The organism is Streptomyces armeniacus (genome assembly GCF_003355155.1).
GTDB classification, from domain to species: Bacteria; Actinomycetota; Actinomycetes; order Streptomycetales; family Streptomycetaceae; genus Streptomyces; species Streptomyces armeniacus.
In genome coordinates, this window is record NZ_CP031320.1 from 3,856,646 (window position 1) to 3,882,360 (window position 25,715).

Consider the following 25,715-nt stretch of genomic DNA (forward strand, 5'->3'; position numbering starts at 1 on the left):
CGCGCCGGAAGGAGGCACCCCGTGACAACGGCGACACCCGCGGCGTCCGCGGCACCCGCGCCGTCCGCCCGTATCGGCGAGGTGGCGCAGGCCGCAGCCCGCGCGTTCGACCTGCTGCCGGCCGGCCCCGGCGGCCCCGGCGGGCGCCGCCCCGGCGGACACGCCGCGTCCGGACCCGCGCAGCGCCTGCGCACCGACCCGGACAGCGTGGAGCGCGACCTGATGAAGCTCGTGCTCACCCTCGTGGAGCTGCTGCGGCAGCTGATGGAGCGTACGGCGCTGCACCGCGTCGACGAGGGTGACCTGACGGAAGAGCAGGAGGAACGCGTCGGGATGACGCTGATGACGCTCCAGGAGCGCATGGCGGAGCTGTGCGAGCAGCACGGCCTGCGCCCCGAAGACCTGAACCTGGACCTGGGCCCGCTCGGCACCCTCCTGCCGCCCCGCTGACCCGCCGCGCGCCCGTCCGCCGTACGCGCCGTGCGGGCACGCGCCATGCGGGTGCCCCCGGCGAATGGCGGGCCGCCGCTCACCGGGGGACGCTGGTGACGACGACACGACCGAGCGACTCCCAGGACGCGCCCGCGACCCCGGGCCACGCGTGCCCGCGCGACCCCGCGTGCCCAGTCCCGAGCAGAGAGGCCCTCATGCGTGACATGCCAGCCGCCGCACCCTCCGCACCCGCGGCCGCCGCACACGTAGCCGCCCCCGCGTCGTCCGCCGGGACCGCCGCGCCTGCCGGGACCGCCGCGATCGGCGAGCTGAACGACGAGACGCTGGCGGCCCTCGACGCGCACTGGCGGGCGGCCAACTACCTCTCGGTCGGTCAGATCTACCTGCTGGACAACCCCCTGCTGGCCGAGCCCCTGCGGCCCGAGCACATCAAGCCGCGGCTGCTCGGCCACTGGGGCACCTCACCGGGCCTGAACCTCGTGTACACGCACCTCAACCGGGCGATCACGGTCCGCGACCTGGACGCCGTCTGCTTCTGGGGCCCCGGCCACGGCGGTCCCGCCGTCCTCGCCAACTCGTGGCTGGAGGGCAGCTACAGCGAGACGTACCCGGACGTCACCCGTGACGCCGCGGGCATGGCACGGCTGTTCCGGCAGTTCTCCTTCCCGGGCGGCGTGCCCAGCCACGTGGCGCCCGAGACGCCCGGCTCCCTGCACGAGGGCGGCGAGCTCGGCTACTCGCTGTCGCACGCGTACGGCGCCGCCCTGGACAACCCCGGCCTGCTCTCCGTCTGCGTCATCGGCGATGGCGAGGCCGAGACGGGGCCGCTGGCCGCGTCCTGGCACGCGAACAAGTTCCTCGATCCCGTACACGACGGCGCCGTGCTGCCCGTGCTGCACCTCAACGGGTACAAGATCGCCAACCCCACGGTCCTCGCCCGCCTCCCCGAGCCCGAGCTCGACGCGTTCCTGCGCGGCTGCGGCCACGAGCCGGTCACCGTCTCCGGCGACGACCCGATGACCGTCCACCGCGCCCTCGCGCACGCGCTGGACGGCGCGCTGGACCGCATCGCGCTGATCCAGCGCGAGGCCCGTACGGAGGGCGAGACCCGCCGCCCTCGGTGGCCGATGATCGTGCTGCGTACGCCCAAGGGCTGGACCGGCCCGCGGCAGGTGGACGGGCAGCCCGTCGAGGACACCTGGCGCGCGCACCAGGTGCCGCTGCCCGCCGTCCGCGAGAACGCGGACCACCTGCGGCAGTTGGAGGAGTGGATTCGCTCCTACCGGCCCGCGGAGCTGTTCGGCACGGACGGCGCCCCACGCCCGCGAGTGCTCGCCCCCGTGCCGGCCGGCGCGCGGCGGCTCGGCGCGAACCCGCACGCCAACGGCGGGCTGCTGCTGCGCGACCTGCCGATGCCGCCGCTGGAGCCGTACGCCGCCGAGCTCCCGGACGGGCGGCCGGGCGCCGGCTCGCACGAGCCGACCCGCGTGCTCGGCGGCATGCTGGCGCGGCTGATGGCGGACACGGCCGAGCGCCGGGACTTCCGGATCGTCGGCCCGGACGAGACCGAGTCCAACCGGCTGCAGGACGTCTACGAGGCGACCGGCAAGGCGTGGCAGGACCGCACACTCGACACGGACGAGCATCTGGACCGGCACGGCCGCGTCATGGAGACACTGTCCGAACACACCTGCCAGGGCTGGCTGGAGGGCTACCTGCTCACCGGCAGGCACGGCCTGTTCTCCTGCTACGAGGCGTTCGCGCACATCGTCGACTCGATGGTGAACCAGCACATCAAGTGGCTGCGCGTGACCCGCGAGCTGCCCTGGCGGCGGCCGATCGCCTCCCTCAACTACCTGCTCACCTCCCACGTGTGGCGCCAGGACCACAACGGCTTCTCGCACCAGGACCCCGGCTTCGTCGACCACGTCCTGAACAAGGCGCCCGAGGTCGTACGGGTCTATCTGCCGCCCGACGCCAACACCCTGCTGTCGGTGGCGGACCACGCCCTGCGCAGCCGCGACTACGTCAACGTGATCGTCGCCGGCAAGCAGCCCTGCTTCGACTGGCTGACCCTGGAGCAGGCACGCGCGCACTGCGCGCGCGGCGCCGGCATCTGGGAGTGGGCGGGCACCGATGACGGCACCGGCGAACCCGACGTGGTGCTCGCCGCCGCCGGCGACGTGCCCACACAGGAGGTGCTGGCCGCGGCGGCGCTGCTGCGGGAGCACCTGCCGGAGCTGTCCGTACGGGTCGTGAACGTCGTCGACCTGGCCCGGCTGCTGCCGCGCGAGGAGCATCCGCACGGGATGCCGGGCGCGGAGTTCGACGCGCTGTTCACCGCCGACCGGCCGGTGATCTTCGCGTACCACGGCTACCCGTGGCTGATCCACCGCCTCGCCTACCGCCGTACCGGCCACGCGCACCTGCACGTCCGCGGCTACAAGGAGATCGGCACCACCACGACGCCCTTCGACATGGTGGTGCGGAACGACCTGGACCGCTACCGGCTGGTCATGGACGTCATCGACCGCGTGCCGGGGCTGGCCGTACGGGCGGGCGCCGTACGGCAGCGCATGGAGGACGTACGGCTGCGGCACCACGACTGGATCCGCGAGCACGGGAACGACCTGCCGGAGGTCGCGGACTGGCGCTGGACGCCGCGCGGGACGGACGGGGGCTGAGGGATGTGGCCTGTGCCGCCCGAGGTGCGGGGGCCGTCGGGCTGCCGCAGCCTGGAGGTATGGCTGCACGCCGCCCCCCGGTCGTGGTGCACCCGCCGACGCAGAGCGGCGGGCGCCGCGTCACGGCGTACGGCCGCATCCTCGGCCTGGCCTACGGCGTCACCGACGTGTACGAGTTCCTGCGCCGCGCCGGGCTCCCCGAGGACGCGCTGCACCTGGACGACCCCGAGGTGATCGAGTGGCGCGGCGGCGACGAGACGGTCTGGTAGCGGACCGGCCCGGCGCCGCCGGCGCGAGGAGGAGTTTCCGTGTCGACGATCGCAACCGTCAATCCGGCCACGGGGGAGACGGTCAAGACCTTCGCCCCGTTCAGCGCCGAGGAGGTGGCCGAGCGGCTTTCGGCGGCGGTGGACGCGTACCACGAGCACCGTACGACGTCCTTCACGCACCGTAAGAAGCTGCTGCTGACAGCGGCCCGGCTGCTGGAGGAGGAGCAGGAGGACGTGGCGCGCACCATCACGCTGGAGATGGGCAAGACGCTGGCCGCGTCCCGCGCGGAGACCGCCAAGTGCGTCAAGGCCATGCGCTGGTACGCCGAGCACGCCGAGGGCCTGCTGGCCGACGAGCACCCCGCGGAGGCCGACGTGGCGGACTCGGGCGCGGTCTCGGTCCTGGTGCGCTACCGCCCGCTGGGCCCCGTACTCGCCGTCATGCCCTGGAACTTCCCGCTGTGGCAGGTCGTCCGGTTCGCCGCCCCGGCGCTGATGGCCGGGAACGTCGGCCTGCTCAAGCACGCGTCGAACGTGCCGCAGACCGCGCTCTACATCGAGGAGCTGTTCCGCCGCGCGGGCTTCCCCGAGGGCTGCTTCCAGACTCTGCTGATCGGCTCGTCCGAGGTCGACGCGGTCCTCCGGGACGAGCGGATCGCCGCCGCGACGCTGACCGGCAGCGAACCGGCGGGCCGCGCCGTCGCCTCCACCGCGGGCGACACCGTGAAGAAGACGGTGCTCGAACTCGGCGGCAGCGACCCGTACCTCGTGCTGCCCTCCGCCGACCTGGAACGCGCCGCCCGCGTCGGGGTGACCGCGCGGGTGCAGAGCAACGGCCAGTCCTGTATCGCCGCCAAGCGGTTCATCGTGCACGCGGAGGTGTACGAACCGTTCGTACGGGACTTCGTCGCGCGGATGTCCGCGCTGACCGTGGGCGACCCGACGGACGAGGGCACCGATGTGGGGCCGCTCTCCAGCGAGCAGGGCAGGCGCAGCCTCGAGGAGCTGGTGGACGACGCTCGCGCGCACGGTGCCGCCGTGCTGTGCGGCGGCGGACGGCCGCGGGGGCTGACCGACGGCTGGTACTACGAGCCGACGGTGCTCGCGGGCGTCACCCCGGACATGCGCATCCACCACGAGGAGGCGTTCGGCCCGGTCGCCACGCTGTACCCGGTCGCGGACCTGGACGAGGCGATCCGTACGGCCAACGACACGCCGTTCGGGCTGAGTTCGAACGTGTGGACCGAGGACGCGGAGGAGCGGCGGCGCTGCGTACGCGACCTGGAGGCCGGCGGCGTCTATTTCAACGGGATGACGGCCTCCCACCCCGGATTCCCGTTCGGCGGCGTGAAGCGGTCCGGTTACGGTCGGGAACTGGCCGGACACGGAATACGCGAGTTCTGCAATGCCACGACCGTCTGGCAGGGCGAATCGGCCACACCCTGACCCGTCGGCGTCTCCTTCCGGTCGGCCGCCAGTACGATGACCGCGCGGGGGCTTGATCCGGGAGGACGGTGGGGTGGCGGTGGCGCAGCACGCGGAAACGGAACTCGCGGCTGTATTCGCGTCGATGGCACGGAAGCTGGACCGGGAAGCCACAAAGCAGCAGACCCTGCAACAGGTCGTGGAGCTGGCTCCGACGGTCGTACACGGCGCCGATCACGCCGGGGTGACCGTGCAGCGGCGCGGCAAGCGGCTGGAGAGCCCGGCGTACAGCGATCCACGGGTGCTGGAAATCGACCGGGCGCAGTTCGAGGAGAACCAGGGGCCGAGCCTGGAGAACGTCACGGACGAGCCGGTTCTCATCGTCCCCGATATGCTCGCCGAGCAGCGCTGGCCGCGATTCGCGCGGCGCACCGCGAAACTGGGTGTACGTTCCATGGTCACCTGCCAGTTGCTGGGCGAACGCGGCACCCTGGGCTCGCTGAACCTCTACGCGGAAACGCCCGGGGCCTTCGACGAGTCCGCCATTCACGCGGCGGTCATTTACAGCGCGCACGCGGCGCTGGCAATGTCACAGGCCGCGCTCGTGGATTCACTGAGCGCGGCCATCGAAAGCCGCCAGACGATCGGAGAGGCGACCGGCCTGCTGATGGAGCGCTACGGCGTGACGTCGCCGCAGGCGTTCCAGATGCTGGTGCAGGCGTCCCAGCACATGAACGTCAAGCTCCGCCACATCGCGGCCATGGTCGTGGAGAAGCGGGTCTCGCCGGGCGACCTCCCGCCGCAGCACGCGGGCGACGGCGGGGACTGACGACCGGCGTGTGTCTCAGCCGAGTTCGAGGCTGGTGATGCCGTACGTGCGGTCCGTGCCGGTCGGCGGCACGGGCCCCGTGTACATCCGTACGGTGTGCGACCGGGGCTCGAGTCCGCGTGACGCCGCCAGGGTCTGGGCGTGCTCGTGCGGCTCGGGGATGTCCAGGTACACCTCTTCGCCCCCGTCCAGATGCCCGGTGAGCGTGTCGAACAGCGCCTCCGCCACCGCGGGGCTGTCGGCGAACAGCGGCCCGACGCGCTGCCCGTCCCGTGCGCTCCGGATGACGCCGTAGCCGGTGACGCGCCCGTCCTGCCGCGACACGTACGCGGTGTGCCCCTCCGCGGTCAGCCAGCGGCCGAGGAAGGCGCGCCGGTCGGCGGGGAAGCACTGGCGGTCGTACGCGGCGAGCGCGTCGAGGTCGTCCGGAGTCACCGGCTGTACGGGGGCCTTCGGCGCCGCGCCGTCCGTACGCGGCGGGGTGCCCGCGCAGCGGACCGTGCGGTAGGCGGAGGTGAAGCCGGAGCGCCGGTAGATCGCCTCCTGGGCGGGGACCGCGTCCAGCCCGATCGTCCGCTCACCGGCGTGCGGCAGCGCCGTACGCCAGGTGGCCATGCCGAGTCCGCGGCCGCGGTGCTCCGGGTCGACCAGGTAGTAGCCGAGGAAGGCGAACCGGTCGGAGTAGGTGACCACGGAGACCGCGGACACGGGCCGTCCGCCCAGCCGGCCGAGGAAGAAGCCGTCCGGGTCGGTGGGGTGGAAGCAGGCGGTGTCGCCGCGGCCCGGGTTCCACGCCTCGTCGGCGGCCCACTCCTCCACCTGGCGCCATTCCTCCAACGTGGCGCGGGAGACGGTGAGTTCGGTGTTCATACGGGGTGTGCTTCCTTTCGTCGGGTGCTGCGGGAAGTCGGCGCGGATACCGTCGTGGGTACTGCCGGGGGCGATCAAATCAGGTCCATGGCGGCCACTTCGTCCGGACGGCCGTAGCTGACCGGTCCCTGGAAGCGCCTGCGGGCCGTGGCGAACCACCACACGGTGGCCACGAGCAGCACGACGCCGAGCGCGACCGGCGCGTAGTTGAAGGTCCGCGGGGTGATGGGGGAGGAGTGCGGCAGCATGAACAGGACGTTGCTGAACACGATCCACACCACGGCCACGGCCCCCACCAGGCGGCCGTAGCGCCCCAGATGCCACGGGCCCGGCTGGAAGTCGTCCAGGCGCAGCCGCAGGTAGATGGGCACCCCGTAGGCGAGGAACAGGCCCACGACGTTGACGCTGACGATCGCGGTGAACGCGGTGTGCGACCACCAGCCGGGAATCACCAGCACGAGTGAGCAGGCAGCGGCCAGCCACACCGCCTTGACGGGGGTACGCGTGCGCGGCGACACGGAGTGCCACCAGTGGGAGCCGGGCATCGCGCCGTCCCGCGAGAACGCGAAGATCTGCCGGGTGTTGCTGGTCATGTTGGCCAGGCCGCAGAACAGCATGGCGCCGATCACGATGAGCAGCAGCAGCTTCGCGGTGCCCGTGCCGAGGGCGTCGATGAGCACCTGCACGGGCGGTGCGGACGCGCTCGCGGCCCTGTCGTAGTCGCGGATCGCGTACACCAGGGCGAGCATCAGGATCAGGCCGGTGACGGCGGAGTAGCCGATGGCCCGTACGATGCCGCGCGGCGCGTTGACCGTCGCCTGCACCGTCTCCTCCGACATGTGGAAACTGCCGTCGAAGCCGGTGAACGTCCAGCTGGTGACGAGGAGTCCGAGCATCGCGCCGTAAAGCCCGTTCGTGAAGCCGGTGTTGTTCGCGAAATGCGTGACGAACGACGCCGACTGGTGGTGCGAGGGCACCACGGTGAGGCAGGTGACGATCACCACCATGCCGGCCAGCAGCCACCACACGGAGATCCGGTTCATGAGGGCGACCAACTGCACCGTGTATGTGTTGGCGAGCGCCTGGAAGACGAGGATCACGGCGGTGATGAGAACGGTCCGCTGGCCCGTCACGTCGTACGACGGCCATTGCATCGCGAGAAACGCCTGGATGAACGTGGCGGCGGCGTATCCGGTGGCGGCTGTTCCGCCGACCTGGCCGACGAAGTTCAGCCAGCCCGTATACCAGGACCAGGCGCCCTTGTGTTTTTTCGCCAGCTTTCCCGCGGAGAAATAGAGCGCGCCGCTCGTCGGATAGGCGGAGGCGATTTCCCCCATGGCGGCGCCGATGAACAGCACCATGACGGAAACGCCGATCCAGCCGAATATGAGAATGCGCGGCCCACCGGCGTTCAGGCCGAATCCGAAGGACGAGAAGATGCCCGAGATGATGTTGATGATGGTGAACGAGATCGCGAAGTTGTCGAACGCGCGGAAGCGCCGCGTGAGTTTCCGCGGATAGCCCATCGCATGCAGCGTCGCGTCGTCGTCCAGTGCGACGGGCGCCACCCGCCGGTGGGTTCTCGTACGGGCGGAGAACGCGGAGTCGGACACGGGCGCGGCCTTTCTCGTGGCGGGGCGCGGGGGCGGTGCGGCGGTACGGTTTTTTTCATGCTATTCAGGTCTGTCCTTATTCTACTTCTTTTCTTTTTTTCTTATGCTTCCGCCTCCCCCGTGGACCTCCCCCTAGGCTTTCGTCGCCGGCGTCAGATGTTTATAAGAGACGGGTCCGGGGCCGGGGCGGCGGGGGTGGCTGGGGCGGTGGTCATGGGCGACTCCGATGCGGGACGGGGCACATGCGAGACGAGACGGTCCGTCTCGTCTCACTGACAGCCACTCTGCGGCACAACGGGCGCCGAGTCAAGACGGACCGTCTCGTCTCGCCGCGTTGCTAGGATCGCGGCATGACGAAGGCACCACGCAAGAGGGCCGCTCCCCGCGCCACTCCCCGCAGCGGCAGCGGCACGGGGTCCGGCACGGGCACGAGCACGGGCACTTCCCCCCGCACCCGCCGCAGTGAGGCGTCCCGGCAGGCGATTCTCAGCGCGGCGTTCGACCTCGTCGGAGAGGTCGGGTACGCGAAGCTCAGCATCGAGGCGATCGCCGCGCGCGCGGGCGTCGGCAAGCAGACGATCTACCGTTGGTGGCCCTCGAAGGGTGCAGTGCTCTTCGACGCGTTCCTGCCGGTCACCGAGGGGCCCGACGGACCGCGTACGGAGGGCGATGCCGCGCCCGGCGCCCTCCCCGACACCGGCGACATCGAGGCCGACCTCAAGCGGGTGCTGCGGAAGACCGTCGACGAGCTCAACGACCCGCGCTACGACGGCCCCATGCGCGCCCTCACCAGCGAGATCCTGCACGACCCGGAGCTCGCCGCCACGTACACGGAACGCCTCGACCGCCCCATGAAGGAGCTGAAGAAGACCCGGCTGCGCGCCGCCCAGGAGGCCGGCCAACTCGCCGCGGACATCGACCTCGACGCGGCCGCGGACCTCGTGTGGGGCCCGCTGCTCAGCCGGTGGCTGCTCCGCAGCGGCCCGCTCACGCACGCGTACGCGGACCAGTTGGTGCACACCGCCCTCAACGGCCTGCGCCCGTAGGCACCGTGCCCGCAAGTACGGCTCTCACCGAGCGCCGGGCTCACCCGTACGCAGCTCGCGGAAGAACGCCCCTACGTCCGCCACCAGCGCCTCCGGCTGCTCCATCGCCGCGAAGTGCCCGCCGCGTTCGTGCTCCGTCCAGCGCACGATGTTGTCCGTACGGTCCGCGATGTGCCGCAGCGGGATGAAGTTCTCGCGTGGGAAGTCGGCCAGCGCGGTCGGCGCCGTGGACGGCTCCGGTTCGGCGCCCCAGTACGCGGCGTGCGCGCGCTCGTAGTAGATGCGGGCGGCGGAACCGGCGGTGCCGGTCAGCCAGTACAGCATGACGTTCGTCAGCATCTGGTCCCGGTCGACGGCGTCCTCCGGGCGGTGGCGTGAGTCGGTCCACTCCTTGAACTTCTCGGCGACCCACGCCAGTTGGCCGACGGGCGAGTCCGTCAGCCCGTACGCGAGGGTCTGCGGACGGGTGGACTGGATGTCCGCGTAGCCCTGGCGTTCGCGCCGCCACTCCCGTGCGCGTGCCCAGGAGCGGAGCGTACGGTCCCGTTCGGCCGGGCTGAGCGCCCCGAGTTCCTCGGGGCCGGGCTCGTGGGTGGCGCCGGAGCCGGGCAGCAGGTTGAGGTGGACGCCGATGATCCGCTCCGGGTACGCCCGGCCCAGCTCGCGCGAGACGGCGGCGCCCCAGTCGCCGCCCTGCGCGCCGTACCGCCCGTACCCGAGCCGCGCCATCAGCTCGGCGAAGGCGGTGGCCACGCGCCGGAACTCCCAGCCGCGTTCCCGCGTCGGCCCGGACAGCCCGAACCCGGGGATGCTCGGCAGCACCAGATGGAACGCGTCGGCCGGGGCGCCGCCGTACGCGCCCGGGTCCGTCAACGGGCCCGCCACCTCCGCGAACTCGACGATCGAGCCCGGCCAGCCGTGCGTCATCAGCAGCGGCGTCGCGTCCGGGCGCGGCGAACGGATGTGGGCGAAGTGGACGTTCGCGCCATCGATGGCCGTGGTGTACTGCGGCCACCGGTTGAGCCGGGCCTCGGCGGCGCGCCAGTCGTACTCGTGCCGCCAGTAGTGCGCCAGCTCCCGCAGGTAGCCGCCCGGAATGCCGTACTCCCAGCCGACGCCGGGGAGTTCGTCGGGCCAGCGGGTGCGGTCGAGGCGTTCGTGAAGGTCGTCGAGGTCGGCCTGCGGGATGTCGATACGGAACGGGGTGAGGGTGCTGCCGGGGCTGCTGGTCACGTTTCCGCATGCTAATGCGGGGTCAGCCGGGCGGCTCCGGCAGGGCCAGCCCCAGCGCGGCCGCCAGGCCGAGCGTACGGGCGGGCGTGGGGCACTGCCGGGCCAGGCCGTCCTGGTCGAGCCGCCCGTTGCGGGCCTGGAACAGCACCTTCGCGGCAGGATGCGCGCGCAGCTCCGCCTCCGTGGGCTCTCCCACGGCCCGCCGCGCCGCGTCGGCCAGGACGGGGAACGCCGCACGCAGCTCCGCGGCCCACCGCTCCAGCGCCAGGAGCCAGTCGCGGAGGGCGGCGTCGGGCGGCGCATCCGAGGAGGAGGAGGACGACGACGACGAGCCGGGCGGCGACGCGTACCGCGCGACCGCCTTGTCGATCTCCGCCCACGACGCGTCGCGCCACGGCCTGCTCTTGAGCACGGGCAGCTGCCAGCGCCGCCTGACGTACGCCCAGTGGTCGGCGCGCGCCTCGACCGAGTGGAGGGTGAAGCCGGGGACGCACAGGGCGGTCAGGTTCCAGCCGTGGCAGGCGCCGGTGTCGAGGCCGTAGATCCTGCCGTCGCGGACCAACGGCGTCCGTCCGGTGACGTGATGGCCGAAGACGACCGGTTTGGCGTCGGTGTAGTGGTCGTGCCAGTGGCTTTCCGGGAACAGCGCGGCGAGGTCCCGTTCGCCCCGCGTCGTACCGCACAGGATCTCCTCCCGCTGCTCGTGCAGCGGGGTCCCGGACCGCACGGCGGCGTGGACGACGCGGACGTGCTCGTTCTCGAAGTAGTACGGCAGCGTCCGCATCCAGTCGACGGTCTCCGCGTAGCGGTCGCCGAGCTGCAGGCGGGTGATCTCCTGCGCGTAGGAGAAGATTCCGCGTACGTGCTTGCGTTCGTGGTTGCCCATGACCGCGAACGAGTTGGGGCGCTCGCGGAACAGCCGTACCACCTCGCCGGGCGCGGGACCCCGGTCGACCAGGTCGCCGACGCTGACCAGCCGGTCGTCCGGACGGAGCCCGATCTTGTCGAGCAGCGCGCGGAGTTCGTCGAAGCAGCCGTGGATGTCGCCGACGATGACGGTTCGGGGCATGCGGGCGACCGTAGACAGCGGCGCTTCCGCCCTCCAAAGGGTTTGTGCCCGCCTGCCGATGAAGGCTCCGACCTGGACTGGGAGGTCGCCGCGGAGGTGGCCTGCCTCTCGTGCGACCGCCTCTTCCTGCACGCCCCTTGCGGTATCGCCGCCCGCGTCGAACAAGGCTGACGGTTCACGCCACAGAGTGAATTCCCGTTGGTGAATCGATCATGCTGCATGCCGCTCCGGGCAGATCCGTAACCTCATATCCGCCCATCAGATGAGCAATTCGGCTGAGCCATTCGGCGGCGGGCACGGGAGACGAGGCGCGCAGGCGTCGGCGAGGAGTGAACGATGCACAGCAGCGGAACGAGGAAGTGGTGGCGGCGGGCGGCGGTCGTGCCGGCGGGAGCACTGGCAGCGCTGGCGGTGACGGGTGCGACGGCCACGGACGCGTACGCCGACGAGACGCACACGAACGCGCACAACGGCCCGCACGTGTCGCTGATTTCGACGGGCCAGATCGATGACCCGATGGAGGACGTACTGGAGCACTTCTCGTTGAGCCACACCGTCAACGACTGAGGCGGGCCATTGCGGAACGGGCGGCCCGGCGTCAGCCCTTGCCGGTGCCGTTCACGCGGGCGAGGAAGGCACGGAGCGCGGTGTTGAACTCGCCGGGCCGCTCCAGGTTCGGCATGTGCGCCGCGCCCTGGATGACGGTGAGCGTGGAGTCGGGCAGCCGCTCGTGCATGAACTCGGCGTCGCTGACCGGCGTGTACGCGTCGTCCACGCCGACCACCACCAGCGCGGGCACGGCGACACGGGTCAACAGGTCGCTGTAATCCGGCCGTTCGGCCCGGCCGCGCAGCGCGGCGGCGGCGCCCTCCGGAGGCGTCGTACGCATCATGCGCAGGACGTCGGCGGCGACCTGGGGCAGGGCGGTGACGTTGTACGGGGCGACCATCTTGTCGAGCACCTCGTCCGCGTACCCGTCCATGCCCTCGGCCAGCAGCCGGTCCGCCGTCGCGTTGCGGGACGCCTTGCCCTCGGGGGTCTCGGCGGCCGGGAAGGTGTCGGCGAGGAGCAGGCCGCTGACGCGTTCGGGGAAGATCCGGCAGAAGTCCATGACGATCTGGCCGCCCATGGACAGCCCGCCGAGGACAGCGCGGTCCAGACCGAGATGGTCCATCAGCGCGGCGGTGTCGCGGGCGAAGACCTCCAGCGGCGTGACGCCGGGCACGACCTCGCTCTCGCCGTACCCGCGCAGGTCGGCGGTCACGACGCGGTGCCCGTCGGCGGCGAGGGCGGCGGCCTGCGGCGCCCACATGCCGCGGTTGAACGGGTGGCCGTGGACGAGCACCACCGGCGGCAGGCCCTCGGTGCCGTCCGCGGCGCCCCGGGCGGCGCGGTCGCCGCGGTGGTCGTCGTAACCGATCCTGACGCCGTTCACGGACGCGGAAGTCATACGATCACCCTACCGGCGTAGGGAGGCGGCCAGGATGACGCGCGTGCTCGTGGTGCAGAACGGGCCCAGGGGCGGGCCCAAGCGATTCGGCGAGTGGCTGACCGAGGCCGCGCCGGGCGGGGCGGACGGTACAGGTGGCACGGACGGCACCGGCGGCACGGACGGTACGAGCGACACCGGCGCCGCGGACCTGCTGACCCTCGACGTCGTGCACGGCTACGACGGGGGACGGCTCCCCGCGCGCCTCACCCACCAGGCCGTCGTCGTCCTCGGCGGCGGCTTCATGCCGGACGACTACGAGCGCGCGCCCTGGCTCCGCCCCACCCGCGCGCTGGTGGAGCAGGCGCTGGCGGCGGACGTTCCGGTGTTCGGGATCTGCCTCGGCGGACAGCTGCTCGCCCAGGTGGCGGGCGGCACCGTACGGGCGGACCACGGCGCTCCGGAGATCGGCAGCACGCCGCTGACGCTCCGCGCGGAGGCCGCGGGCGATCCGCTGTTCGGCGGTCTGCCGGGACGGCTGACGGGGATCGAGCACCACGTCGACGCGATCACCGAGCTGCCGCCGGACGCGCACTGGCTGGTGGAGAGCGAGCGCTGCCCGTACCAGGCGTTCCGCTACGGCTCGCGGGCGTGGGGCGTGCAGTTCCACCCGGAGGTGCCGGCGGCGCAGGTGGGCGACTGGTCGCCGGAACGGCTCGGCCGGCTGGGCTTCGACCACGAGGAGGTCCACCGTACGGCCGAACGGGACGAACCGGCCGCCGTACGGACCTGGCGCACGGTCGCGCACCGCTTCGCCGCCGTCGTACGCGGAGGGTGAGCCGTACGGGAGCACCGTCACGGTGAGCCGTACGGTCCGCCCGGTGAGCGAGCCGTACGGTCCGCCAACGGTGGACCGGCGGGGGTGGACATGCGCGCGAGCGGGTACCTCGGCAGAGTTCCGAGTACGAGTAGTGACCGACCGCTAACCGCGAAAGGTGCCCGTCATGATCCTCCGCCGCATCGCCCGTCCCCTGCTGGCCGCGATCTTCATCTCCGGCGGTGTCAATGCCCTGCGTCAGAGCGAGGGGCACGCCAAGGCCGCGGAACCGTTCTTCGACAAGACCCTCGGCAAGCAGTCCGAGAAGCTGCCGGATTCCGTGCCCACCGACGGGGAGACGCTGGTCAAGCTGGACGGCGCGGTGAAGGTCGGCGCCGGCGCGCTGCTCGCGCTGGGCAAGTGCCCGCGGCTGGCCGCGGCGCTGCTGCTGGCCAGCCTGGTGCCCACGACGGCGGCCGGGCACCCGTTCTGGGAGGAGGAGGACGAGGAGGCGCGGCAGAACCAGCTGATCCACTTCCTCAAGAACGCCGGGCTCGCGGGCGGTCTGCTGCTGGCCATGGCGGACACCGAGGGGAAGCCGTCGCTGGGCTGGCGTGCGCGGCACGCCGCGCAGGAGACGGGGAAGCGCGTCGGCGACGGCGTCAGCCGATGCCACCCGTCGCGTGGATGATCTGGCCGGTGAGCCAGCGCCCGTCGGGGCCGGCCAGCATGGCCACCACGGCGGCGATGTCGTCGGGCTGCCCGAGGCGGCCCAGCGGCGTTATCCGTACGACCTGTTCGAGGGCGTCCGCCGGGTTGGTGCCGCGTAGCAGGTCGGTGTCCGTGGCGCCCGGACAGACGGCGTTGACGGTGATGCCGCGCGGGCCGAGCTCCACCGCGGCGACCTTGGTGAGCTGTTCGACGGCGCCCTTGCTGGCGACGTAGGGCGCGTTGCCGGGCGCCGGGCGCGTGGTGTTGAGCGTGGAGATGTTGATGATGCGCCCGTTGTCCCGCATGGTGCGGGCGGCGTGCCGCATCGTCAGGAACGTCGAGCGGGCGTTGACGGTCATGACGGTGTCGTACAGCTCCTCGTCGGTGTCGGCGAGGGGGGTCGGGGCGAACTCCGCGGCGGCGTTGTTCACCAGGATGTCCAGGCCGTCGAGCACTTCGTCCGCGGCTGCCATGAGCTCGCCCGCGGCGCCCTGTCTGGCGAGGTCGATACGGACGCCGTACGCCTTCCCTCCGGCGGCGCCGCCCGCCGCGGCGCGTTCGACGTCCGCCGCGGCCTCGGCGCTGCGTGCGTAGTTGAAGAGGACGGTGGCGCCCTCGGCCGCCAGCCGTTCCACGATGCCGCGGCCGATCCCCCTCGTGCCGCCCGTGACCACCGCTCCCTTGCCGTTGAACTGCCCCATTCCCGGCTCCCTTCACAGTCGCCCCGCGCCGACACTCGTTGGTGCAACGTTGCGTGCGTCGTCGAAGGCGCCGCGGCGCCTTCGACGACGCCAGCCTAGATCGGCGGAGCCGGCCGTGCCCGGGTGATCAGCAACGCGGCCCGGAGATCAGCAACGTCGCCCCGAGTTCAGGAACGGAACAACTCGGCGTTCTCCTCCGCCCATTGGGCGATCGTGCGGGCGGGCCGCCCGGTCACCTCCTCCACGGTCGGCAGCACCGTGTACGCCATGGGCGGCGGATCGGCGTGCCAGCCCAGTACGAAGTCGATGACCTCGTCGGTCGCACCCGCGGCCCGCATGTTCTCGCGCGCCTGCGCCTCGTCCAGCTCGATGAACTGCAGCTCCCGGCCCAGGGCTTCGCTGAGCGCCCGTACCTTGCCGGGCACGGTCAGCACCTCGGGCCCGGTCACGACGTAGCGCCGCCCCGCGTGGCCGTCCCCGGTGAGCGCGGCCACCGCGACCGCCGCGATGTCCGCCTCGTGCACGAGGGCGCTGCGTTCGGCGCCGTACGGTTCGCGTACGACGCCCTCGTCCCGTACGGACTCGATCCAGCCGCGCATGTTCGACATGAACTCCACGGGCTGGAGCATCGTCCACTCCAGTCCGCTCTTCTCGACGGCCTCCTCCACCGGCCCCTCGGTGCCGCTCCACAGGACGGTGCACTTGCGCACGCCCGCGCGCGCGGCGAGCTCCATGATCTCCGGCGCGGTGCCGAGGGTCTCGCCCCCGGCGCCGCCGATCGTGATCAGGTGCAGGCCGGTCACGCCGTCGAGCGCGCGGGCGAGACTCGGCGGGTCGTTGAGGTCTCCGGCCACGGCCTCGGCGCCCTCGGGCAGCCGCGCGGCCGCCGGGTCGCGGGTGAGGGCGCGCACGTGCTGTCCGGCGCGTACGAGCTGCTCGACCATGTTTCGTCCTACGTTGCCGGTCGCTCCGGTCACCAGGATCGTCATCGGTATCTCTCTTTCGTGTGGCGGGAGTTCGGTTCGGGAAGCGGCGGTTCGGGAAGCGGCGGGGCTCACGCCGCGTACGTCTCGGCGGCACGTGCGGTGCGCAGCGCGCCCGCCCACCACTCGAGCCGGTCGAGCAGCGTCTCGGCGGCGGCGCCCGCGCCCGTGTGCTCGCGGATCCAGCCGTGTTCGTCCACACCGCCGTCGAAGAGGTTGACGCTGACGGAGTCGCGCAGCGTCACCGCGTGCAGCTCCGCGAAGACCAGCCGCAGCCCCTCCACCGCGCGCAGCCCCTGCCCGACGCCGCCGTACGACACGAACCCGACGGGCTTCGCGTGCCACTCGCGGTCCACGAGGTCGATGGCGTGCTTGAGCCCGGCCGGATAGCCGTGGTTGTACTCGGGAGTGACGATCACGAACGCGTCCGCGCGTCCGATGCGGGCGGCCCATGCGTCGAGTTCGGACGTGGCCGTCTCGGGGTGGCGGGCCGGGAGGGGCACGTCGACCAGGTCCACGGTGTCGACGTCCAGCGCGTCGCGGCGCCGCGCGTGCGTGGCGAACCAGCGGGCGACCGCCGTACCCGCCCGGCCCTCCCGCGTACTGCCGATGATCACGGCGACGCGCAGCGGATCGCGGGCACCGGCCGTGGCCACGGGCATCGCGCCGCGTGCCGACGGGGCCGCCGCACCCGCCTCGCGTGCCGCCGCACCCGTCTCACGTGCTGCGACGGCGGTCGGCTGATCAGTCTCCATAGGGGTCCTCCGGTAGGCTTCGGTGCTCTCACCCCCTCGGGCGCGAGAACCTTCCTCACAGCCGTGAGACCGGATCTCACAGCCCGCACGGCACGGGCGGCAGGCCGTACGGCGCGGGCAGCAGGCCGTACGCGGGCCGCGCCCCGGGCACGCCGCACGGACGATTCGGAGAGGTGGGCGGCAGGCGATGACACATCCGGCACGGCCGTCCCTCATCGGCCGCGAGCACCCCGCCGGAGTCCTCCGTGCCGAGGTCGGGCGGGTGCTGGAGAGCCACGGCGGTCTGGTCTTCGTGACCGGCGAGGCCGGGATCGGCAAGACGGCGCTGGCCGCGGAGGCCGCCGCGGACGCCGCCCGGCGCGGCGCGCGCGTGCTCAGCGCCTCCTGCTGGGAGGGCGACGGCGCACCCGGCTACTGGCCGTGGGTCCAGGTCGTACGGGATCTCGCGCGGACCGCGACGACGGACGAGTGGTCGGCGGCGACACGTACCGCGGGCGACAGCCTCCCGGTGCTGCTCGGGGAGGCCGTGCCGCCCACCGCGCCGGCCGGGCCGGGACCGGCGGGGGCGGACAGCGCGTCGTTCCGGCTGCACGACGCGTTCACGACGCTGCTGGCGGGCGCCGCCCGCAGCCGGCCGACGGTGATCGTCCTGGACGACCTGCACTGGGCGGACCCGGCGTCGCTGCGGCTGCTCGAATTCGTCGCGCGGCACGCCTGGTTCGAACGGGTGCTGGTGATCGGCACGTACCGCGACGTCGAGGCCGAGCGCCACGGGCACCCGGCGGGCGAACTCCTGCTGCCCCTGCTGTCGCGCGCCACGACCGTACGGCTGACCGGGCTGGACGTCGCCCAGGTCGGCGCGCTCATCGCCCGTACGACCGGCAGCGCGCCCGGCGACGGCCTGGCGGCGGAGGTGCACCGGCGTACGGGAGGCAACCCGTTCTTCGTCGAGCAGACCGCGCGGCTCGGTCCGGGCGCGGCGGCGGACGAGCCGGTCGGGGCGGGCGTACGGAACGCCGTCGAACGCCGGCTGGCGCTGCTGCCGCCGGACGTCACGGAGTTGCTCCGTACGGCCGCGCTCCTCGGCCACGAGTTCCCGGCCGACCTCCTCGCCGCGGCGCACGCGGCCCGCCGCGACGCGGCGCCCGGCGATGCCGGCGGGCTGCTCGAAGCGGCGCTCGCCGCCGGGCTGGTGACGCGGGCGGGCAGCGGGCGTCACACGTTCGCACACGACCTCGTCCGCGAGTGCCTGTACGCGGCGCTCGGCCCGGACGGCCGCCGTGCCGGACACGCCGCGGTCGTACGGGCGCTCGGTGCGGTGCCCGCTCTGAGCCCCGCCGCCCGCGCGCACCACGCGCGGCTGGCCGTACCGCTGCTGCCCGGCCCCGAGGCCGCCGCGCACCTGCTCACCGCCGCCCGGCACGCGTGCTGCCGGCTGGCCGCCGAGGAGGCCGTCGGGCACTACCGCGCCGCGCTGGAGGTCGCCGGTCACGGGCCGGGGCGTGACCGCGCGGCCATCGAACTCGAGCTCGCCGACGAGTTGGACCGCGCGGGCGAACTGACCGCGGCCCGCGAGACGTTCACCACCGTGCTGCGCACCGGCCGCGAGCTGGCCGACGCGGAACTCGTCGCGCGGGCCGCACTCGGACTGCACCGGCTCGGGAATCCCGACTACTCGCCCGACCGCGAGATCGGCCTCATGGACGAGGCACGCGACGGCCTGGAGCGCGCCCGCGACCGCACCCGCGACCGCGACGCGCACCCGGAGGGCGGCACAGACGGTGTGGAGGGTGCGGAGGGTGCGGACGGCACGGACGGGGGTCAACCCGGGCCCGGCGGAGGCCGTTTCGATCCCGCGCTGACCGCGCGCGTGCTGGCGGCGGGCAGCATGGCCCGTACGCACCGGGCCGTGGACGAGGCCACCGGGCGGAAGCTGGCCCGCGAGGCCGTCGCCCTCGCCCGCGAGCGGGCCGGCGACGAGACGCTCGGCTGGTGCCTGCTGGCCCACCACGACGCGATGTGGGGGCCGGGCACGGACGCGGAGCGGATCGCCGTACTGGACGAACTGACCGCCGTCGCCCGGCGCGCGGGCGACCGCGAACTGGAGTCGCTGGCCTCGTTCCTGCGCACCCTCGCGCTGCTGGAGCGGGGCAGCCCGCGCGGCCACGACGAGCTCGGCACGTTCGTCGCGCTGACGGAACGCACGCGGCTGCCCCGGCACCGTTTCCTGGCGGTGTCGCGGCGCGGCAGCCTGGCCGCGCTGAGCGGGCGGTTCGAGGAGGCGCGCGACCTCATGGACGAGGCGCGCGCCCTCGGCGAACAGGTCGGCGAGGTCGACCGGCACCGCGTGTGGCGCGATCAGGTGTGGGCGCTGGAGCTGCTGCGCGGCAGGACGGACGCGGCGGAGGCGGTCGCGCGTACGACGACGCCGGGCGATCCGTTCGTGGCGGTGCTGGAGGGGTTCAGCGCGGCGCACAGGGGCGACGCGGAGGCCGCCGCGCGGCTGTTCCCCGACGTCGAGGCCGCCATGCGGCAACTGCCGTGCCGCTTCGCGCCGATGCTCCTCGTCTGCCGCGCGCAGCTCGCCGCCGCCACCGGGGACGGCGCGCTGTGCGAGCAGGCGCGCGAGGCCATCGCGCCCGTCGCCGACCGGTGGGCGGTGTTCTCCGGCGGTGGGGTGGTCTGGGGGCCGATGGCGCACTGGGCGGCGCGCGTCGACGCGGCCCAGGGACGCTGGGACGCGGCGGTCGCGGGGTTCACGGCGGCGGCGGAGGCCGCCGACCTGCTGGGCGCGCGGCCCTGGTCCGTACTGGCGCGGGCGCACCTCGCGGGCGCCCTGCGGGCACGCGGCGAAAGCGGCGCACGCGACGGAGGCAGCGCGGCGGAGGCGGCTAAGGCAGCTGAGGCGGCGTACGCCGGAGCGGCGGACGAAGCCGCGGAACTCGGCATGAGCGCGGCCCTCGACGGCCTCGCGCCACCCGCATCACCCTCGGCGCCCGCGTCACCCGCGCCACTCGCCTCAGCCGCGTCACCCGCCCCGCTCGCCTCAGCCGAGGAGATCCGTACGGGAGACGCACGGACCGGATCCGACGCCTCCGCCCCGAACGTCTTCCGGCCCGACGGGCAGGTGTGGACCCTCCGTTACGCGGACCGTACGGTGCACGTCCGCGACGCCAAGGGCCTGCACGATCTGCGCGTCCTGCTGGCACGCCCCGGCACCGAGATCCCGGCCACCGAGCTGCTCGACCCGTCCGCGGGCCCCGGGCTCACCCGCTCCCGCCGCGCGCTGGGCGCCGATCCCGTACTCGACGAGGAGGCGCGCACCGCGTACCGCGAGCACGTGCGCAGGCTCGACGACGGCATCCGCGACGCCATGGCACGGGACGACGAACGCCGTGCCGCCGCGCTCGACGAGGAGCGCGCCGCCCTGCTCGACGAGCTGCGCCGGGCCACCGGGCTGGGCGGCCGGCCGCGCCGGCTGGGAGACGAAGCGGAACGGGCGCGGCAGACGGTGACCGCCCGTGTCCGCGATGTCCTGCGCAAGCTCCGTACGCAGCACCCGGAGCTCGCGGAACATCTGTCCGCGGCCGTCTCGACCGGCGCGTACTGCGGTTACGCCCCCGAGCGGCCGGTCCGCTGGTCGCTCTGACGCGCCGCGCTCTGTGCCGTACGCCGTGCCGTAGCCGTGCCGTACGCCGTGCCGCGCTCCGTACGGGAGCGGGCGGTTGTGCATGACACCCGGCGTTCCGTGGTACCAGGGGAGGCAACCCTCGCACGTTCGGAAACGGAGCCTGCGGGGCAGTGCTCAGTGCCCGACCCGGGCGGTCTCTGAGCGCGGCCGTCCGGGGCCCGTCCGTACGGGTGCGTCCCGTACGGACGGCCCGGCGGCACGTGCCGCGCGTCACGACCGTGCGCGCTACACCGCGAGACGCAACAGCAGCGATCCGCAACAGCCACGAGGCGCAACACCCGCGACGCGCAACGTTGCCCCGGGCGCCCGTCAGGCCTCACGCAGGGGCAGTGACGCGCATCTCGAACCACGTCGTCTTGCCGCGCGGCAGCAGATCGACGCCCCAGCGGTCGGACAGCAGGTCCACGAGGAAGAGGCCGCGCCCACTGGTGTCGAGTTCGTGGACCGGCAGCAGGCAGGGCAGGCCACGGGACGGGTCGCGGACCTCGATACGGATCCAGGCGTGCCGCCGCTGCATACGGAGGCCGAAGACGTGTGCGCCCGTGTGCCGTACGGCGTTCCCCACCAGCTCGGAGACCAGCAGCACGGCCTGGTCGGTGTGTTGGGCGGGAAGCGCCCAGCGCAGCTGGAGGACGGCGTGCGCGAGGCGGCGCGCGGTGCTCGCGGACTCGGGCCTGTTGGGCAGCCGTACCTCGCCCTCGGTGGGATCGCCGATGAGTTCGAGGACGCTCCGCGCGAGTTCTCCGGCCGCCGTTCCGCCGTCCGCGTCCGGTGCCTCGGTCGGACTCGACGCGTCTCCCTCTCCCGCCATGGGCACCATCATGGCTCCAGTTCGGGGACTTCGGGGCCGATCCGCTGGATTGCGCGCAGGGTACCCGCGAGTACGTTTCCTGCGGTTCGCCCGGCTACGGGTGCGGTACGCGCGCGGGGCCCCCGCCCCCGTACATGCTCTCGCGCAGCCGCTCCTCCGGTGTCGCCCGCACCCGGGCCATCGTCACCCGCAGCAGCGGCGGCGTCATCAGGGAGGTCACGATGGCCACCAGCACGATCACCGTGTACATCTCCGGCGTCAGGATGCCCAGCCGCACCCCGACCATCGCGATGACGACCTCGATCACGCCCCGCGCGTTCATGCCCGCCCCCATGGCGAGCGCCTCCCAGTGGCCGAGCCGGGTGAGCCGCGCGCCCACGTAGGCCCCGGCGAACTTCCCCACCACTGCGGCCAGCAGCACGCACGCCCCGGCCAGCGCGACCACCGGGTCGGCGAGCGCGGTCAGGTCCATGCGCAGCCCGGCGGTGGCGAAGAACAGCCGGGCGAGGACGGACATCACCACCGTACGGAGCGGTGCGAGCCGTTCGGGGTCGAGCGCGCCGGAGCCGCTGATGGCGATGCCGCAGACGAACGCCCCGAAGACCGCCTCCAGTTCCATCGCCTGTGTGCCCGCCGCGCCGAGCAGCACCACGACGGCCACCACCGCCACCGTCGGACCGCTCTCCGGTGAACGGGCGGCGCGCCGCAGCGCCCTGCCCACCAGCGGACGCAGCAGCACGGCGGCGACGAGGACCGCGAGCAGGCAGCCGCCCGTGAACGCGAGGTCGCCGCCGCGTACGCCGGAGGTCGCCATCGCGGACACCACCGACAGCAGCACCCAGCCCACGATGTCGTCGACCATCACCGCGCACAGCATCAACTGCCCCGTGTCGCGGTGCAGCAGCCGCAGCTCCATGAGGATCTTGGCGAGCACCGGGATCGCGCTGACGCCCAGCGCCACCCCGAGGAAGAGGGCGAACGTGCCGCGGTCGGCCGAGCCGGGCACGAGCGAGCCGGGCAGCAGGAAGCCGACGTCTCTATAGCCGCTCGTGGCCCACACGTTCCGGGCACACCGTCCGCAGCGGGACCCCACCGGCCCGCGCCGGCCCGCACCGGCCCGCGCCGGCCCGCACCCGGCCGCCCCGACCGGAACCTCTCGTACCGGCTTGTGTCCGGCGGGCGGTGCGGAGACACGCCGGGTGGCACACTGCTCGTGAACTGACGCCCGGTCAGTGCGGACGGCGGCGCCCGCGCGGGATGAGAACCTGGTGCGGAAGTCACCGTCCCCGCAGGACAGTTCCGGTTTTACCGGAGTCCCGGGGGCGGTCACGGGGGTACGGCACGCCGCGCGTTGGGTAGAGCGCAGCGGCGGGGTTGCGGAGACGGCGGGCGCGGCCGGCTCCGGACGGTCGGAAGCGGTTGACCGGACGGCACGGGTCACCACGGCACAGGCGCGCACAGGAAAGGCGAACGGACATGGCGGACGGCGGCAGAGAGAGCGGCACGGAGACCCCGGCAGGCGACGGGATCGACAACACCCGCCCGCACTCGGCCCGGATATGGAACTACCTCGCCGACGGCAAGGACTACTACCAGGTGGACGCCGAGGCCGCCGAACGCGTCCTCGCCGTCTTCCCCGGCATGCGCGAGATCACCTACCAGTCGCGCGCGTTCATCGGCCGCGTCGTACGGCATCTCGCGGGCGAGGCGGGCATACGGCAGTTCCTCGACATCGGCACCGGGCTGCCCACGCAGGACAACACGCACGAGGTCGCCCAGCGCCAGGCGCCGCACTGCCGCATCGTGTACGTGGACAACGACCCGCTCGTGCTGGCGCACGCACGTGCCCTGCTGTCCAGTGCACCGGAGGGCGCGTGCGACTACGTCGACGCCGACGTCCGCGAGCCGGAGAAGATCCTGCGGGACGCGGCGGCCACGCTGGACTTCTCCCGCCCGGTCGGGCTGATGCTGATGGGCATCCTGGGCCTGGTCCCGGACTACGACGAGGCGCGCGCCGTCGTACGCCGGCTGGTGGCGGCCCTGCCACCGGGCAGCTACGTCGGCGTCAACGACGGTTCGGCGACCGACCCCGCGTACGTGGAGGCCATGCGCCGCCACAACGAGAGCAGTGGCGCCAACCCCTACACGCCGCGTACGCCGGAGGAGATCGCCGGGTTCCTCGACGGCCTCCAGGTGCTCAGCCCCGGTGTGGTGACGTGCTCGCGGTGGCGCCTGGAGGCGACGCCGCTGGAGCAGCCCGAGGAGGTCGCGGTGTACGGGGGCCTGGCGCGCAAGGCGTGACGCGCGCCGGTGCGGCCGGCGCGCGCCGGCCCCCGTCGCGAGTCAGCGGAACTTGGCCTTCCCCGGCCCCTCCTCGACGAAGCTGCGCATCCCCGTCTCGCGGTCCTCGGTCGCGAACAGCCCGGCGAACCAGGTCCGTTCGACGGTCAGCCCGGTGTCGATGTCCGTCTCCAGACCCGAGTCGACGGACTCCTTCGCCGCCCGCAGCGCCATCGCGGGCCCGGCGGCCAGCTGCGCGGCCCAGGCGTGCGCCTGCGCGTACACCTCATCATCGGGCACCACCCGGTCGGCGAGGCCGATGGCCAGCGCCTCGTCGGCGCGCACGTGGCGGCCGGTGAAGATGATGTCCTTCGCCTTCGACGGGCCGACCAGCCGCGGCAGCCGCTGCGTGCCACCCGCGCCCGGGATCAGCCCGAGCAGGATCTCCGGCTGCCCGAACTTGGCGCGCTCGCCCGCGACCCGGAAGTCCGCGCAGAGCGCCAGCTCGCAGCCGCCGCCCAGCGCGTAGCCGGTGACCGCGGCGACCACCGGCTTGGGGATGCGGGCCACCGCGGTGAACGCGTCCTGCAGGCCGCGGGACCGGGCGACCATCGCCGCGTGGTCCATGACCTGCATCTCCTTGATGTCCGCGCCGGCGGCGAAGACCTTCTCGCCGCCGTACAGCACCACGGCGCGCACGTCGTCGCGGGCCGTGGCCTCCCCGGCGAGCTCGAGCAGGCGGTCCTGGGTGGCGATGTCCAGCGCGTTCATCGGCGGACGGTCGAGACGGAGGGTGCCGACGCCCTCGGCGACTTCGAGATTCACAGTCATACGGGGCAGGTTAGCCGCCGTTCACACGACCGGGGCAGGCCCGTACGGTGTCCGGTCCGGGCTCCGTACGGTGTCCGGCGCGGCCCCGTACGGCACATGTCGGACAGTCCCCGAATTCACCGTATGTCCCATAACCTTGCTGTACCGGCGACACTATGTAGATGATCGTGCGGTGACACTTTCCGACCGCCCCGGCAGACACGCCCGCACCGGACCCCGCCGGACCCGGCGCCCCCTGCGGCCCTGGCAGCGCGCCCTGCTGGTCACCGTCCTCGCCGCCGCTGGCGCGCTCGGCGCGCTGTACGGCGCGGCGCTCGCCACCTCCGGTACGGGCGAACTGCTCGCGCCCGGCGCCGGATCGGCCGCTCTGCTGCGCTCCGGGCTGTATCTCTCGCTGGCGGTGCTGCTCGGGGAGCTGGCGGGCGCCCGTATGGTCCGCGCCGTGCCGGAGGCCCCCGGTCCGCTGCCGGCCAGCCGGGCGACCTGGGCCGCCGTGGCAGGCGTCGTCTGCGCGGAGGGGCAGCTCCTGCTGCTGGACAGCGGCGGGTTCCTGAACAGCGCGTCGGGCGCCGCCCAGCACATCGAGGTGTACGGCACCCGTACGGGCGGTCTCGCGCACCTCGCCGCCAACGGCTTCCTGCTCGCCGCCCTCTGCTTCGGCACCGGCCGCCGCAAGTGGGCGCCCGTACCGCTGGCGATGGTCGTCGTGGCGGAGGCGCTGCGCGCGCACCCCGAGGACGACACCCCGCTGGTCGGCGCGCTGCTCACGTGCGTGCATCTGACGGCCGCCGCCCTGTGGGTCGGCGGCCTCGTGTACGTGCTGCGCGCCGGGCTGCTGTGGCGTCATGAGCCGGGCGCGGTCCGGGCGCTGCTGCGCCGCTACACCCGGCTCGCCGCCGCCACCTTCGCGGCGGTCGCCGTCACGGGCACGCTCAGCACGCTGCGGCGGCTGCCGCTCGACGAGGTGTTCAGCACGGCGTACGGGCGGACGCTGCTGGTGAAGCTCGGCCTGTTCGCTGCGGTCAGCGCCCTCGCGCTGACCGCACGGCGCGGCCTGGACCGCGGCGACCCGGAACTGGTCGGCGTGACGCGGCCCGCGAAGGCCGAGTCGGTGGCGCTGGCGGCCGTCGTGGTGGTGTCGGCGGTGCTCACGGTGGTGCCGGTGCCGCCGTCGGGCTGACGGCGGGCGCGGGCGCGCCGTCCGTACGCGCGCCG

General features: G+C 73.2%; 23 protein-coding genes. 12 read left to right on the forward strand and 11 right to left on the reverse strand.

Annotation, left to right across the window (positions count from 1 at the left end; all coding sequences use genetic code 11):
• Window positions 1-21 precede the first annotated feature (21 nt).
• The 5 genes from DVA86_RS16625 to DVA86_RS16645 all read left to right on the forward strand — a co-directional run bounded on the left by DVA86_RS16625 (window position 22) and on the right by DVA86_RS16645 (window position 5,660).
• The gene (locus DVA86_RS16625; RefSeq protein ID WP_208879296.1) at window positions 22-450 is read left to right on the forward strand and encodes a gas vesicle protein K; all 429 of its coding nucleotides are present in this window, start codon (window positions 22-24) and stop codon (window positions 448-450) included.
• A 197-nt stretch (window positions 451-647) separates the two neighbouring features.
• Entirely contained in the window at window positions 648-3,137 is a 2,490-nt protein-coding gene (locus DVA86_RS16630; RefSeq protein WP_245996665.1) for a phosphoketolase family protein, read from the forward strand.
• 59 nt (window positions 3,138-3,196) lie between these two features.
• A complete protein-coding gene (locus tag DVA86_RS16635; RefSeq protein WP_208879297.1) occupies window positions 3,197-3,406 on the forward strand; it encodes a hypothetical protein in 210 nt (69 codons plus the stop codon).
• Between the two features lie 39 nt (window positions 3,407-3,445).
• Window positions 3,446-4,852, forward strand: coding sequence for an NADP-dependent succinic semialdehyde dehydrogenase (locus DVA86_RS16640; protein ID WP_245996669.1), 1,407 nt, complete (start codon window positions 3,446-3,448; stop codon window positions 4,850-4,852).
• A 73-nt stretch (window positions 4,853-4,925) separates the two neighbouring features.
• Complete coding sequence (locus DVA86_RS16645) at window positions 4,926-5,660, forward strand: GAF and ANTAR domain-containing protein (RefSeq protein WP_208879298.1); 735 nt, start codon at window positions 4,926-4,928, stop codon at window positions 5,658-5,660.
• Window positions 5,661-5,675: 15 nt separating this feature from the next.
• Here DVA86_RS16645 and DVA86_RS16650 read toward each other — a convergent pair whose 3' ends face one another.
• Window positions 5,676-6,530 carry a GNAT family N-acetyltransferase gene (locus DVA86_RS16650; protein ID WP_208879300.1) on the reverse strand — a complete coding sequence of 285 codons (855 nt, stop codon included), beginning with the start codon at window positions 6,528-6,530 and terminating at the stop codon, window positions 5,676-5,678.
• A gap of 74 nt (window positions 6,531-6,604) precedes the next feature.
• Entirely contained in the window at window positions 6,605-8,056 is a 1,452-nt protein-coding gene (locus DVA86_RS16655; protein ID WP_208884780.1) for an amino acid permease, read from the reverse strand.
• A 437-nt stretch (window positions 8,057-8,493) separates the two neighbouring features.
• Here DVA86_RS16655 and DVA86_RS16660 point away from each other — a divergent pair, with 437 nt between their 5' ends.
• Window positions 8,494-9,189, forward strand: a complete 696-nt coding sequence (locus tag DVA86_RS16660; protein WP_208879301.1) for a TetR/AcrR family transcriptional regulator — start codon at window positions 8,494-8,496, stop codon at window positions 9,187-9,189.
• Window positions 9,190-9,213: 24 nt separating this feature from the next.
• Here DVA86_RS16660 and DVA86_RS16665 read toward each other — a convergent pair whose 3' ends face one another.
• Together DVA86_RS16665 and DVA86_RS16670 are read right to left on the reverse strand one after the other, a co-directional pair.
• Window positions 9,214-10,422, reverse strand: coding sequence for an epoxide hydrolase family protein (locus DVA86_RS16665; protein WP_208879302.1), 1,209 nt, complete (start codon window positions 10,420-10,422; stop codon window positions 9,214-9,216).
• Between the two features lie 22 nt (window positions 10,423-10,444).
• Window positions 10,445-11,491, reverse strand: coding sequence for a metallophosphoesterase family protein (locus DVA86_RS16670; RefSeq protein WP_208879304.1), 1,047 nt, complete (start codon window positions 11,489-11,491; stop codon window positions 10,445-10,447).
• A 336-nt stretch (window positions 11,492-11,827) separates the two neighbouring features.
• Here DVA86_RS16670 and DVA86_RS16675 point away from each other — a divergent pair, with 336 nt between their 5' ends.
• Window positions 11,828-12,058: a hypothetical protein gene (locus DVA86_RS16675; protein WP_208885623.1), complete on the forward strand. Its 231-nt coding sequence runs from the start codon at window positions 11,828-11,830 to the stop codon at window positions 12,056-12,058.
• A gap of 31 nt (window positions 12,059-12,089) precedes the next feature.
• On the opposite strand, the gene DVA86_RS16680 is transcribed toward DVA86_RS16675, so the two are convergent.
• Window positions 12,090-12,941 (reverse strand): alpha/beta fold hydrolase, encoded by an 852-nt coding sequence (locus DVA86_RS16680; protein ID WP_208879305.1) that lies wholly within the window; start codon window positions 12,939-12,941, stop codon window positions 12,090-12,092.
• Between the two features lie 34 nt (window positions 12,942-12,975).
• On the opposite strand from DVA86_RS16680, the gene DVA86_RS16685 reads away from it, so the two are divergent.
• Window positions 12,976-13,758, forward strand: coding sequence for a type 1 glutamine amidotransferase (locus DVA86_RS16685; protein WP_208879307.1), 783 nt, complete (start codon window positions 12,976-12,978; stop codon window positions 13,756-13,758).
• A 166-nt stretch (window positions 13,759-13,924) separates the two neighbouring features.
• The gene (locus tag DVA86_RS16690) at window positions 13,925-14,428 is read left to right on the forward strand and encodes a DoxX family membrane protein (protein ID WP_208879308.1); all 504 of its coding nucleotides are present in this window, start codon (window positions 13,925-13,927) and stop codon (window positions 14,426-14,428) included.
• On the opposite strand, the gene DVA86_RS16695 is transcribed toward DVA86_RS16690, so the two are convergent.
• The 3 genes from DVA86_RS16695 to DVA86_RS16705 form a co-directional block, all read right to left on the reverse strand.
• Entirely contained in the window at window positions 14,400-15,149 is a 750-nt protein-coding gene (locus DVA86_RS16695) for an SDR family NAD(P)-dependent oxidoreductase (RefSeq protein WP_208879310.1), read from the reverse strand. The two genes, DVA86_RS16690 and DVA86_RS16695, sit on opposite strands and share 29 nt — an antisense overlap.
• A gap of 167 nt (window positions 15,150-15,316) precedes the next feature.
• Complete coding sequence (locus DVA86_RS16700) at window positions 15,317-16,138, reverse strand: NAD(P)H-binding protein (protein ID WP_208879312.1); 822 nt, start codon at window positions 16,136-16,138, stop codon at window positions 15,317-15,319.
• A 65-nt stretch (window positions 16,139-16,203) separates the two neighbouring features.
• Complete coding sequence (locus DVA86_RS16705; protein ID WP_222623425.1) at window positions 16,204-16,794, reverse strand: NADPH-dependent FMN reductase; 591 nt, start codon at window positions 16,792-16,794, stop codon at window positions 16,204-16,206.
• 280 nt (window positions 16,795-17,074) lie between these two features.
• Between DVA86_RS16705 and DVA86_RS16710 the strand changes: the two genes are divergently transcribed.
• Window positions 17,075-20,536 (forward strand): AAA family ATPase, encoded by a 3,462-nt coding sequence (locus DVA86_RS16710; RefSeq protein WP_208879314.1) that lies wholly within the window; start codon window positions 17,075-17,077, stop codon window positions 20,534-20,536.
• A gap of 358 nt (window positions 20,537-20,894) precedes the next feature.
• Here the strand turns inward: DVA86_RS16710 and DVA86_RS16715 are convergent, their stop codons facing one another.
• Both DVA86_RS16715 and DVA86_RS16720 read right to left on the reverse strand, forming a co-directional pair.
• The gene (locus DVA86_RS16715; protein WP_208879316.1) at window positions 20,895-21,401 is read right to left on the reverse strand and encodes an ATP-binding protein; all 507 of its coding nucleotides are present in this window, start codon (window positions 21,399-21,401) and stop codon (window positions 20,895-20,897) included.
• Between the two features lie 82 nt (window positions 21,402-21,483).
• The gene (locus DVA86_RS16720) at window positions 21,484-22,449 is read right to left on the reverse strand and encodes a cation:proton antiporter (RefSeq protein WP_245996675.1); all 966 of its coding nucleotides are present in this window, start codon (window positions 22,447-22,449) and stop codon (window positions 21,484-21,486) included.
• A gap of 416 nt (window positions 22,450-22,865) precedes the next feature.
• Here DVA86_RS16720 and DVA86_RS16725 point away from each other — a divergent pair, with 416 nt between their 5' ends.
• A complete protein-coding gene (locus tag DVA86_RS16725; RefSeq protein ID WP_208879318.1) occupies window positions 22,866-23,690 on the forward strand; it encodes an SAM-dependent methyltransferase in 825 nt (274 codons plus the stop codon).
• 42 nt (window positions 23,691-23,732) lie between these two features.
• Here DVA86_RS16725 and DVA86_RS16730 read toward each other — a convergent pair whose 3' ends face one another.
• Complete coding sequence (locus tag DVA86_RS16730; RefSeq protein WP_208879319.1) at window positions 23,733-24,500, reverse strand: enoyl-CoA hydratase/isomerase family protein; 768 nt, start codon at window positions 24,498-24,500, stop codon at window positions 23,733-23,735.
• Window positions 24,501-24,672: 172 nt separating this feature from the next.
• Between DVA86_RS16730 and DVA86_RS16735 the strand changes: the two genes are divergently transcribed.
• Window positions 24,673-25,680 (forward strand): CopD family protein, encoded by a 1,008-nt coding sequence (locus DVA86_RS16735; RefSeq protein ID WP_208879321.1) that lies wholly within the window; start codon window positions 24,673-24,675, stop codon window positions 25,678-25,680.
• Window positions 25,681-25,715 lie beyond the last annotated feature (35 nt).